The following is a 12,001-nucleotide window of genomic DNA, read 5'->3' as shown; positions in this document are numbered from 1 at the left end:
CATCGCTTTTTCAGATATACAGCACTTTTTGACCTCAAAATACGCCAAACCAGATTACTTTTTGATCAGCCAATCGTTTTCCTCAACATGTAGTAGATAACGATGCCGGCAACCACAAGTCCGCCCCCAAATCGACGCAAAATATTATCCGGCAACTGGCTCAGAGAGGCTATCATCCGACGCCATGCACGCGGATAAAGCATCGGTCCAAGGCCTTCCAGCACCAGAACCAGGGCCAGCGCAAGCCAAATCGTTGAATTCATTTTTCATCCTTATAAAAGAAAACCACCGCTCCGTTGAGAGCGGTGGTTTGAATACTCAAACTGGCCTGAGTTTATCGCGTTGCGTTAGCCGGCGTCTTCATGTAACGGAAGAAATCGCTGTCCGGGCTGAGCACCATCACATCCTGGTTGCTCTGGAAGCTGTTCTCGTAAGCACGCAGGCTACGGATAAAGGCGTAGAAGTCGGGATCCTGGCTGAAGGCATCGGCAAACAGTTTTGCCGCTTCGGCATCCCCTTCACCGCGCAGAATACGGCCCTGACGCTCAGATTCTGCCAGCGTCTTGGTCACTTCGTAATCCGCTGCCGCACGCAGTTTCTCCGCCTCTTCCTGACCTTGTGAACGATGACGACGTGCTACCGCTTCACGCTCGGCGCGCATACGGTTGTAAATCGCCTCGGACACTTCCGCTGGCAGGTTGATCTGCTTGATACGGACGTCGACCACTTCGATACCCAGAGCAGCCATACTGTTCGGGTTGATCACCGGCACTTTGCCGTTGGTTTCAGCCTGAACGCGTTCTGCCGCTTTGGCAATGGCATCATCCGCTGCCGGGGTGGTGACTTCGTCTTCGGTTCCTGCAGAACCGGAGTTCAGCGCATCACGCACTTCCAGCGTCAGACGACCACGGGAGTCGGTGACAATGTCTTTCACATCCAGACGACCAATCTCAGAGCGCAGACGGTCAGAGAACTTACGTTTCAACAGCACTTCCGCCTGAGAAACGTCGCCACCGCCCGTTGCCAGGTAGTAGCGGCTGAAATCACTGATACGCCATTTGATATAGGAATCAACGATCAGGTCTTTCTTCTCTTTGGTCACGAAACGGTCGGCCTGGTTATCCATGGTCTGGATACGGGCGTCGAGCGTTTTCACCGATTCAATCAGTGGCATTTTAAAGTGCAGGCCCGGCTCAAACACCAGCGGCTTGTTCTCGCTGTCGCGCAGAACTTTACCAAAACGCAGGGTAATTCCACGCTCGCCCTCTTTCACCACAAAGATAGAGGTATAAAGCACGACCAATACGATGATGATGATCGCAATAACTGACTTACGCATCCTTATTCCCCCTGACGCTGGTAGTCGTTACGCTGCGCGTTAGCACGGCGTTGGTCCATAATGTCACCATCGTTCGAAGAAGGCGTGGTTGTGGCGCTTGAGCTACCGGATGCCGCAGGTGGCAGACGCAGCAGGTTGTTGGCACCGCTGGTATCCGCCTTTGCCGCCGGCGCCGAACCGCCTTTCAGCATCTGATCCAACGGCAGTACCATCAGGTTTCCACCTTTGCTGTCGTTAACCAGTACCTTACGCGTATGGCTCAGCACTTTTTCCATGGTCTCAATATAAAGACGTTCACGGGTAATCTCCGGAGCCGCTTTATATTCTGGCAAAATCTTCGCGAAGCGCGCCACTTCACCCTGAGCTTCCAGGACGGTCTGGGTTTTATACGCACGCGCTTCTTCAAGAATACGCTGCGCCTGACCGTTAGCACGTGGCTGAACTTCGTTGGTGTACGCTTCCGCTTCACGGATGTACTGTTGTTCGTTTTCACGGGCGGCAATGGCGTCATCAAACGCGGCCTTCACCTCTTCCGGCGGACGAGCAGCCTGGAAGTTGACGTCCAGCAGGGTGATACCCATGTTGTACGGGCGAATGGTCTCCTCCAGCTCACGCTGGGTATCGCTACGAATAACGGTACGACCTTCGGTCAGAATGCGGTCCATGGTGTATTTACCGATCACACCGCGCAGCGCACTGTCTGTGGCCTGACGCAGACTGTCATCTGCACTGGTCACGCTAAACAGGTAGTGCTGCGGATCGGTGACGCGGTACTGGACGTTCATCTCAACGCGCACAACGTTCTCGTCGGAGGTCAGCATCACGCCGGATGCCGCCAGTTCACGGACAGACTCCACGTTCACCGCGGTCACGTCGTCAATGAAAGTCGGTTTCCAGTTCAGACCTGGCTCAACCAGATGGCTGAACTTCCCGAAACGGGTGACCACACCGCGTTCCGCTTCTTTAATGGTGTAGAACCCGCTGGCAGCCCAGATGATCACCACGGCAGCGGCAACAATGCCCACCACGCGGCCCCCTAACTGCGGGCGCGGCCCCTGAGTGGAACCCCCACCAGAGCCAGAACCTTTACCTCCGCCAAGACCACCAAGCTTCTTGCTTAGCTTGCGGAAGATATCATCCAGATCCGGCGGCCCCTGCTCGCGACCACCTTTGTTGCCATTTCCCCCAGAGTTGCCGCCTTGATTATTGCTGCTTCCCCACGGGTCGCGGTCTTGTCCGTTATTACCGGGCTGATTCCACGCCATGTATATGCTCCATATTTGTTATGCAAGGGCGAATTATTCAGGCATCCCCTTTCTGATCAGACGATATAGTCGACCAGCGCAGGTTCTTGTTTACAGAGGCGACGCCAGTCAACGATCGGCAAACGCACCTGCATCCCCACGCTGCCGTCATCCTCCATCCACTCTTTTTCTATCGCCTGAAGCTGATAAAACCGGCTGCGCAGCCTGCCTTCCTGTGGCGGCAATCGCAGCGTGTGCTGGGCTACCTCACCGGAAAGACGTTCTGTCAAAGCCTGGAAAAGCAGTGGCACACCAATACCGGTCTGAGCGGAAAGCCAGACCCGAATCGGTTTGTTCTCTTCATCTCGGTCGATACGCGGCTCAAAATCCTCCAGCATATCGATCTTGTTCATCACCAACAGCGTTGGGATGTCGTCGGCGTCGATCTCGTCGAGCACCACGTTTACCGCGTCGATGTTCTCCTGCAAGCGAACGTCTGCAGCATCAATGACGTGCAGCAGCAGGGTCGCCTGACGCGTCTCCTGCAGGGTGGCTTTAAACGCAGCCACCAGGTCATGCGGCAGGTGACGGATAAACCCTACGGTATCCGCCAGCACCGTTTCACCGACGTCGGCGACGTCAATACGACGCAATGTGGGGTCCAGGGTCGCAAACAGCTGGTCTGCGGCATAAACCTGGGCCTCAGTAATCTGGTTAAACAGGGTGGATTTACCGGCGTTGGTATACCCCACCAGCGACACCGTCGGGATGTCAGCTTTCGATCGCGCCCGACGTCCTTGCTCACGCTGTTTTTCAACGCGTTCCAGACGTGAAAGGATCTGGGTAATACGGCCACGCAACAGACGGCGGTCGGTTTCAAGCTGGGTCTCACCCGGACCGCGCAAACCAATCCCGCCCTTTTGTCTTTCAAGGTGGGTCCAGCCACGCACAAGCCGCGTTGCCAGATGGCGCAACTGCGCCAGCTCAACCTGCAGCTTACCTTCGTGAGTACGCGCACGTTGAGCGAAAATATCTAAAATCAAACCCGTGCGATCGATAACACGGCATTCGCAAAGACGTTCCAGGTTACGTTCCTGAGCCGGAGACAGCGCATGATCAAACAACACGACTGACGCGCCGGTTGCTTTTACGGCATCCGCAATTTCAACTGCTTTACCTTCACCAACAAAATACTTTGGGTGCGGCGCTTTACGGCTACCGGTAATCACCTGCATTGCTTCGACACCGGCGGAAGAGACCAGAGATTCAAACTCTTGGAGGTCTTCCATATCTTTGTCTTGCGTAAAATAGATGTGTACCAGCACCGCCTGCTCACCGGCATCATAACGGTCAAACAAGCGTAAATTCCTCAAAAAAGATCAGCGGGGAACGCAGGATCCCTGGCTCCCCGTGTGGATAACAGCCCGAAACCTTATTCGGTATCTTCGCTGTCCTGCGCAGGAGAAGAAGAACCCTGCGCGCTGCTGCCATGATGGTAGTTACTACCCGTGCCGCCGCCAGTGTTATTGCTGTGATGGGATACCGGACGAGACGGAACAACTGTAGAAATAGCGTGCTTATAGACCATCTGACTGACCGTGTTTTTCAACAGGATCACGAACTGATCGAAAGATTCAATCTGACCTTGCAGCTTAATACCATTCACCAAATAAATAGAAACTGGAACACGTTCCCGACGCAATGCGTTCAGGAACGGATCTTGTAAAGATTGCCCCTTAGCCATTCTATCTTTTCCTTATATGCTTGTTTTGTACTTAGAACCTTGCGATTCTGAAAAATTGCGCACGATACGACTCAATTGTACACATTCAGTGAGCGATATCACCAACAACCTCAATCACTTCGTTTAACGCCTGTTGCGGTTTTTCACTGTCTAACCAGTGAACACCGTCCCAACCGCGCAACCAGGTGATCTGGCGCTTCGCTAACTGTCTCGTGGCGCAAACACCTCGATAAACCATTTCATCATATGAAATCTCGCCTTCAAGATATGACCACATCTGGCGGTATCCCACACAACGAACGGAAGGCATATCCGTATGCAAATCTCCACGGGCAAATAGCGCCCGCACTTCTGCTTCAAAATCTGAAGCTAACATCTGATGAAAACGCTGCTCAATTCGTTGATGGAGCAGTTCACGGCTCGCCGGGGCGATGGCGAACTGATGCACCTGATACGGCAGAGCGTCTCCTGACGTTTGCGTCAGTTCCGTTAAAGTTTTACCCGAAATGAAAAAAACTTCCAGTGCCCGGGAAAGCCTTTGCGGATCATTTGGATGGATCCGTGCTGCGGCAACCGGGTCAATCTCGGCCAGTTGCTTATGCAAAACGTCCCATCCCTGCTCTGCCGCCTGCTGCTCAATTTTTGCTCTTACTTCCGGATCCGCTGATGGCAGAGGTGAAAGACCCTCCAGCAACGCCTTGAAATAAAGCATGGTTCCGCCAACCAACAGCGGTATACGTCCCGCCGCCGTTATCTCGGCCATCTCAGCTAACGCATCGCGGCGGAAATCCGCTGCGGAGTATGCCTGAGACGGGTCGAGAATATCCAGCAAACGATGCGGTGCCGCACGCAGTTCGTCTGCGTCAGGCTTCGCCGTGCCGATGTCCATCCCTCGGTAGATAAGGGCAGAATCGACACTAATCAACTCTACAGGCAAAACTTTACGCAACTCAATGGCCAGTGCCGTTTTGCCGGAGGCCGTAGGGCCCATTAAAAAAATCGCCTTTGGCAGGCTCGCCTTGCTTACGTCAATCATGTTTCAGGGCATTCATCGCCGTTTGTAAATCAACAGGTTGTAATAACCCACCTGGCGGTGTCTTCACCAGATGCGGACAAAGGCGTTCAACCTCCGCCAGCACGCTAATGGCCTGCGCCATACTCCACGGCGCATGTTCGCTTGCCAGATGGCGGGCGATCCACTGCGCGGTGTTGGCGGCATCAAACGACGTTTGCTGCGCCAGGTAGCCTATCAGTTCAGGAATCAAGTTTTGTAAATTTTGTTGGCGTAAGGGTAAAGGCACTGCGCGAATGGTCACATGTTGCGGTTCGAGCACCATTTCAATGCCCATCTGCGCCAACAGGGCCTCTGCGCGACGCAGTACCCCTGTTTCTTCAGGGGATATTTTTAGCCGAACGGGGATCAGCAACGGTTGTGCACAGGCCGCGTTTTCACCCGGAGTAAGCTGCACTTGTTTAAGCCAGCGTTCCGCCACCGGCAATGCCAGAAGCATCACGTGGCCTTCGCGCTCCAGCAGCGCCATATCCGGTGCGATAATCGTCAGAACCCGGCCAAAACTCTGGCTGTGGCCATCCAGCGAAGGCGCTGGCACCGCGACAGGCGCTTTGCGCTCCACCGCGGGAGTTTCCAGCAATTTCCGGTACAACGCTCCCTGCTGTTTTTGATAGCCAGGTTGGGCGTTGGGATAGTTCGCTCCCGTTGGGCGCGGTGTGCTACCCGCAGCAGAGAAACGCGGGGCATCCGGCTCACGCGCCACGGCAGGTTCAGCAAAATGGTTCCGGCCCGCTGCAACACGGTTTTCCGGAAACGCGCGCGGGGCGGGTTCTTCTTTTTCCAGCGGCAGCGTCGGTTCAGCCTGCTGTTGCAATACGCTCAGCACGCCCTGATAGATAAAATCATGCACCAGACGTGACTGGTGGAACCGCACTTCATGCTTGGCAGGATGGACGTTAACGTCCACCTGGTGTGGATCGATTTCTAGATAGAGCACAAACGCCGGTTGCTGATCTGCGCCCAGTTTATCTTCACAGGCCTGACGAATGGCGTGGTTGATGAGGCGGTCACGCATCATGCGGCCGTTCACGTAGCAATACTGGATCTCAGCGAAGGCGGCGCTGCTCGCGTTGGGGTCAGCCACCCAGCCGCGCATGGCCAGATCGCCATGCTGCCACTCAATGGCCAGCGCGTGCTCGAGGAAGGGTACGCCGCAGATAGCGCCCAAGCGGCGCTCTTTCTGCCCACCTTCCGCCACAGCGCGGTACTGGCGCATGACTTTGCCGTTATGGCTAAGGTTAATGGTCACGTCAAACCGCGCCAGGGCAATGCGACGAATGATCTCATCGATATGCCCAAACTCGGTTTTTTCGGTACGCATAAACTTGCGTCGGGCGGGGGTGTTATAAAACAGATCCAGCACTTCCAGCGTCGTACCGACCGGGTGCGCCGCTGGTTTAATCGTCACGTCCATATCACGCCCTTCGGCGTACGCCTGCCAGGCTTCCTGCTGTTCAGCGGTACGGGAGGTGAGCGTGAGACGGGAAACGGAGCTGATACTGGCCAGCGCTTCCCCGCGAAAACCGAGGCTGATGATCGCTTCCAGGTCATCAAGAGAGGCAATTTTACTGGTGGCATGACGCGCCAGCGCTAACGCCAGCTCGTCTTTTTTAATTCCACAGCCGTTGTCACGAATGCGAATCAGCTTTGCGCCGCCGCGTTCGATATCAATATCAATGCGGGTGGCCCCCGCATCAAGGCTGTTTTCTACCAGCTCCTTCACCACCGATGCAGGGCGCTCCACCACCTCACCGGCGGCGATTTGGTTCGCGAGCTGCGGCGGTAGAACCTGAATCGGCATGAATTCTCCTTAATTGGTCGCGGTCATCTCACCTGGCTGCGCTGCGCTGGCCGTCTGGGCGGCACCGCCCTGTGGCGCGGACTGCAGCGGATGCGCATCAAAGTATTTACGCAGACCGTTATAGATCGCTTCGGCAATTTGCTGCTGATAGCTGTCGCTGCCCAGCAGGCGTTCTTCAGCGTTATTACTGATAAAGCCTGTTTCCACCAGAATCGATGGAATATCCGGCGATCGCAGAACGCCAAGGCTCGCATGCTCCGGACGGCGCTTGTGCAATGACCCGATGCCCTGCAGCTGGTTCAATACATTTGTGGCGACATCATACCCGACGCGCTGGGAATGACCGAATTGTAAATCCAGCACCGCCTGGCTGAGATAGGGATCGGCCTGGCTGTTTGCCAGCACATCACCCGCTCCACCTAACAGTTCGGACTGTTTCTCGTGCTCTTCAAGCCAGTTTGCCATTTCACTGTTCGCCCGACGGTTTGACAGCACCCACACTGAGGCTCCCGTGGCGTTACGGTTTGGCGCGGCATCCGCATGAATGGACACCAGGAAATTGGCATTTTGCTTACGTGCTACATCCGAACGGCCCATCACCGAGATAAAGTAATCGCCGTCGCGCGTCAGCACGCCTTTAAACATAGGATCGTCGTTTAACAGCGTCCGCAGCTTACGGGCAACCGCGATGGTGACATTTTTCTCCCGCGTACCGCCCGGGCCAATTGCGCCGGGATCCTGACCGCCGTGCCCCGCATCAATGGCGATAATCACTTTATCACCGCTGACCGCGCGACGTGCGCTGGCCGCCGGCCGCGTCACGGTATTGCTGCTGGTAACGCTGGTAATGCGGTCGCTGTCCGTTTTAAACGGATTACGTGCCGGTTCAGATGGGCGCGGGGTATATACCGGCTCTTCCACGCGTTTCGCCACCACAGGTGGAGGCGGAGGCGGCGGAGGGGCGTCAGCGTTGATGGTAAAGACCACCGTATAATTCGCACCGTTTTGCTGTTTAACCGCTCTGGTTTTACCCTTTTCGGTTAGGTCGACCACCAGACGCAATGACTGGCTATCTTTTGGCGAGCCGGAACGAATGCTTTTAACCAGATTATTGCCGCTGAACTGGAGCGGTAACCCCTGGATAACCCCGGTTTGTTTGATATCCAGCGCCACGCTGTGGCTGTCTGGCTGTGAAAAAGCATATTCCGGATCGCCCATAAAGCTGAATGTGATCCTGGCCTGGCTTTCGCCGTTCGACACCTGAATATCCGACAGGCTTGCCGCCCCGGCCTGCGCGCACAGCAGCACCGTGGCAGCCAATAACCAACCTTTAACGCGACTAATCATCCCGTCATCCCTACGCTTAACCGGCCAGACGCGCCAGTAAGGAACTACCTGATGAGGAAACAGCACTGATGCGTGCCTCACGCCCTTGTGCCTGGTAATCTAAGTGAATTTCGACATCCGGGTCAGGCAACACACCCGCACCTTGTTGCGGCCACTCCACCAGGCAGATGGCATCATTGGCAAAATAATCACGGATCCCCATAAATTCCAGCTCCTCGGGATCCGCAAGGCGGTATAAATCAAAGTGGTACACCATGAGATTTTCAAGGGTGTACGGTTCTACCAGCGTGTAGGTTGGGCTTTTCACATTGCCTTTATGGCCTAACGCCTGCAGAAAACCCCGGCTGAAGGTGGTTTTACCCGCACCTAAATCACCATACAGATAAATGACGGTTGCCCCCTGACAGGCCTGTGCCACGCGTTTGCCAAGATCTAAAGTGGCTTGTTCATCAGGTAAAGAAATCGCTCGATTAGTCATTTTCTACGTCAATCACATCCGGGTTAACAACACGCCGTAGCGTGCAAAAAAGATCGGTGGCCAGCATTCCGCGTGTACCGTAACGTGCCGCCAGCTTATCCGCCGCGACACCATGGGCCACACAGCCAGCGCAGGCTGCATCATAAAGGGGAAGTTTCTGTCCAAGCAATGCGCCAATGATGCCGGAAAGCACATCGCCCATTCCGCCGCTCGCCATGCCCGCATTTCCGGCATCGACAATGCCCAGTGCCTCGTCGCTGGCGACAACGGTTCCTGCCCCTTTCAGAACGGCAACACCTCCGTAACGTTTTACCAGACGCCGGGCAGAAAGTAAGCGATCGCTTTCAATTTCTGCCACGCTGCAGTTAAGCAGGCGCGCGGCTTCGCCGGGGTGCGGCGTCAGAATGCGATTGTGACGCTTATCAGGATTGATTGCCAGAAGGTTCAGCGCGTCGGCATCCCACAGCATCGGTTTACGAAAATTCTCGACCTTCTGCAGGGCCTGTTTCCCCCAGGCCTGCTGCCCAAGCCCCGGGCCAATGACCACGACATCCGCCCATTCGAGACTCTCTTCAAGCGACTGCGGCGTCAATTCATGCACCATCAGCTCCGGACGGGCCGTAATAATTGGCGCACTATTTTCGATGCGCGTCAGCACCCGCACTAAACCGGCACCACAACGCAATGCCGCTTCCCCCGTCATGCGGATAGCCCCCGCCGTGCCGTGGTCACCTCCAATGATCACCAGCCTGCCGTGATCGCCTTTATGGGACGTCGGGCGGCGCGGCGGTAGCCACTGTGCCAGCAGCGAAGCATCAACGCGCGAAACGTGGGTTTCCTGTCCGGCAAGCCAGCTCTCCAGCCCCAGTGCGTTATGGTGCAACGTTCCCGTGACATCCCGCGCTTTACCGGTAAGCAGCCCCGGTTTCAGGGCGATAAAGGCAACGGTGTGCGCGGCCTGAATCACCGCGCCCGGCGTCGTGCCGGTTTGCGCCATCAGGCCAGAAGGTATATCCAGGGCCACCACCGGCGCGCTGTGGGCATTGGCACGTGCAATCAGGGTGGCAACCGGGTCGCGCGGCGCACTGCGTAGTCCGGTGCCCAGCAGGCCATCAATAATCACATCAATCTCTTCCGGCCAGACGATATCGGTGGCATGAATAACACCGCCCGCGTTCAGCCAGGCTTCCCGCGCCGCACTGGCCTCTTCTGGCAGCGGTTTATCGCTCTCCAGCGCCAGCAACGTCACGTGGATCCCGGCGGCAACCGCCAGTCGGGCGACGACATAACCGTCACCGCCGTTATTGCCGTGTCCGCATAAAATCAGCCAATGCGACGATTCAGGGTAAGCCGTGCGGGTAACGTTAAACGCCGCTTCGCCCGCGCGTTGCATCAGTTCATACAGGGTAATGCCGAGGCTGTCTGCGGCCTCTTTTTCGGCGTGCCGGAGGTCATCCGCATGCCAGATGGAATGTGGTATACTTTCGGGGTTTTTCTTCACAGTATGGTCCGTCATGTCACAGCCCCTCGATCTCAATGAATTAGCGCAAAAAATTAAACAGTGGGGTGCTGAGCTTGGCTTCCAGAAGGTGGGTATCACCGATACCGACCTTTCCGCCAGCGAGCCGAAACTGCAGGCATGGCTGGATAAACAATACCATGGCGAAATGGAGTGGATGGCGCGTCATGGCATGATGCGTGCCCGCCCACACGAGCTGTTACCCGGTACATTACGCGTCATCAGCGTACGCATGAACTACCTGCCCGCCAACGCGGCGTTTGCTCGCACGTTAAAAAATCCCGCTCTCGGTTACGTCAGCCGGTACGCCCTGGGCCGTGATTACCATAAGCTTCTGCGTAACCGTTTAAAAAAACTTGGGGAAACTATTCAGCAGCACTGTGTGTCGCTGAATTTTAGACCGTTTGTAGACTCTGCGCCTGTTCTTGAACGCCCGATAGCAGAAAAAGCCGGGCTTGGCTGGACAGGTAAGCACTCACTTATCCTTAGCCGCGACGCCGGATCGTTCTTTTTCCTCGGTGAACTGCTCATAGATTTGCCGCTGCCGGTAGATGGTCCGGTAGAGGAAGGTTGCGGGCGCTGCGTGGCCTGCATGACCATTTGCCCGACGGGTGCCATCGTTGAGCCTTATACGGTGGATGCGCGCCGCTGCATCTCCTATCTCACCATTGAACTCGAAGGGGCGATACCGGAAGAATTCCGTCCGCTCATCGGGAACCGTATCTACGGCTGCGATGACTGCCAGCTGATCTGCCCCTGGAATCGTTACTCGCAGCTTACGGATGAAGACGATTTCAGTCCTCGTAAAGCGCTTCATGCGCCTCAGCTTATCGATCTCTTCGCCTGGAGTGAGGACTGGTTCCTGAAAGTCACCGAAGGATCCGCCATTCGGCGTATTGGGCATCTGCGCTGGCTACGAAATGTCGCCGTTGCGCTGGGTAATGCGCCCTGGGATGAAGCCAATATTCAGGCGCTCGAAAGTCGCAGAGGTGAGCACCCACTTCTTGATGAACACATAGAATGGGCGATTGCGCAGCAAATCGAGAAGCGTAATGCCTGTGTTGTCGAGGTGCAGCTGCCGAAGAAACAACGGCTGGTGAGAGTGATTGAAAAAGGGCTTGTACGGGATGCTTGATATATTCACAGCCTGTGAATAAAAATAAAAACTCAAGCGCCATCGGGGCTGGCCATGAGGTCAAGTGATCTAAATAACATTTTGAAATGAAATTTACTTCATTAAATTCAGTATGTTACGAAGATATTATTCACCCTGCTAATTTTCTTCTGGTCTGTAATTGAGTAGGGCTTCTGTGGATAACTCTGTTCACAAGAGTATTTCAGATGCAATAGAAAATGTCCCCAACGAAGCATTCCGCTGTGGATAATCTGGAGATGATAAGAATTTGGAGCGGGAAACGAGACTCGAACTCGCGACCCCGACCTTGGCAAGGTCGTGC

11 protein-coding genes are annotated in these 12,001 nt (G+C 55.4%); 1 reads left to right on the top strand and 10 read right to left on the bottom strand.

Features of this window, described 5'->3' with window-relative positions; translation table 11 throughout:
* Positions 1-65 precede the first annotated feature (65 nt).
* From QLG09_RS17410 to nnr, 10 genes are all read right to left on the bottom strand, one after another.
* A complete protein-coding gene (locus QLG09_RS17410) occupies positions 66-263 on the bottom strand; it encodes a DUF2065 domain-containing protein (protein WP_014168315.1) in 198 nt (65 codons plus the stop codon).
* 71 nt (positions 264-334) lie between these two features.
* On the bottom strand, positions 335-1,339 hold the full coding sequence (hflC, locus tag QLG09_RS17405) for a protease modulator HflC (protein WP_014168314.1): 1,005 nt from the start codon (positions 1,337-1,339) through the stop codon (positions 335-337).
* A gap of 2 nt (positions 1,340-1,341) precedes the next feature.
* Positions 1,342-2,604, bottom strand: a complete 1,263-nt coding sequence (hflK, locus tag QLG09_RS17400) for an FtsH protease activity modulator HflK (RefSeq protein ID WP_014168313.1) — start codon at positions 2,602-2,604, stop codon at positions 1,342-1,344.
* Between the two features lie 56 nt (positions 2,605-2,660).
* Entirely contained in the window at positions 2,661-3,941 is a 1,281-nt protein-coding gene (gene hflX / locus QLG09_RS17395; RefSeq protein ID WP_020882944.1) for a ribosome rescue GTPase HflX, read from the bottom strand.
* Positions 3,942-4,015: 74 nt separating this feature from the next.
* Entirely contained in the window at positions 4,016-4,327 is a 312-nt protein-coding gene (gene hfq, locus QLG09_RS17390; protein WP_014168311.1) for an RNA chaperone Hfq, read from the bottom strand.
* A gap of 85 nt (positions 4,328-4,412) precedes the next feature.
* Positions 4,413-5,363 carry a tRNA (adenosine(37)-N6)-dimethylallyltransferase MiaA gene (gene miaA / locus QLG09_RS17385; RefSeq protein WP_282489204.1) on the bottom strand — a complete coding sequence of 317 codons (951 nt, stop codon included), beginning with the start codon at positions 5,361-5,363 and terminating at the stop codon, positions 4,413-4,415.
* The gene (gene mutL / locus QLG09_RS17380) at positions 5,356-7,200 is read right to left on the bottom strand and encodes a DNA mismatch repair endonuclease MutL (protein ID WP_025206257.1); all 1,845 of its coding nucleotides are present in this window, start codon (positions 7,198-7,200) and stop codon (positions 5,356-5,358) included. The genes miaA and mutL overlap by 8 nt, the downstream gene beginning before the upstream one ends.
* Positions 7,201-7,209: 9 nt before the next feature.
* Positions 7,210-8,547 carry an N-acetylmuramoyl-L-alanine amidase AmiB gene (gene amiB, locus QLG09_RS17375; protein WP_014168308.1) on the bottom strand — a complete coding sequence of 446 codons (1,338 nt, stop codon included), beginning with the start codon at positions 8,545-8,547 and terminating at the stop codon, positions 7,210-7,212.
* Between the two features lie 16 nt (positions 8,548-8,563).
* On the bottom strand, positions 8,564-9,025 hold the full coding sequence (tsaE, locus tag QLG09_RS17370; RefSeq protein ID WP_020882947.1) for a tRNA (adenosine(37)-N6)-threonylcarbamoyltransferase complex ATPase subunit type 1 TsaE: 462 nt from the start codon (positions 9,023-9,025) through the stop codon (positions 8,564-8,566).
* The gene (gene nnr, locus QLG09_RS17365; RefSeq protein ID WP_040018457.1) at positions 9,018-10,541 is read right to left on the bottom strand and encodes a bifunctional ADP-dependent NAD(P)H-hydrate dehydratase/NAD(P)H-hydrate epimerase; all 1,524 of its coding nucleotides are present in this window, start codon (positions 10,539-10,541) and stop codon (positions 9,018-9,020) included. The genes tsaE and nnr overlap by 8 nt, the downstream gene beginning before the upstream one ends.
* Here nnr and queG point away from each other — a divergent pair.
* The gene (gene queG / locus QLG09_RS17360; protein ID WP_049023719.1) at positions 10,540-11,679 is read left to right on the top strand and encodes a tRNA epoxyqueuosine(34) reductase QueG; all 1,140 of its coding nucleotides are present in this window, start codon (positions 10,540-10,542) and stop codon (positions 11,677-11,679) included. The genes nnr and queG overlap by 2 nt on opposite strands.
* The last annotated feature ends 322 nt before the right edge of the window (positions 11,680-12,001 follow it).

It is taken from the genome of Enterobacter sp. V89_11, assembly GCF_029967775.1.
Classification (GTDB): Bacteria; Pseudomonadota; Gammaproteobacteria; order Enterobacterales; family Enterobacteriaceae; genus Enterobacter; species Enterobacter ludwigii.
The sequence above is the reverse complement of the archived record's forward strand: the minus strand, read 5'-3'. Positions and strand labels throughout refer to the sequence as shown.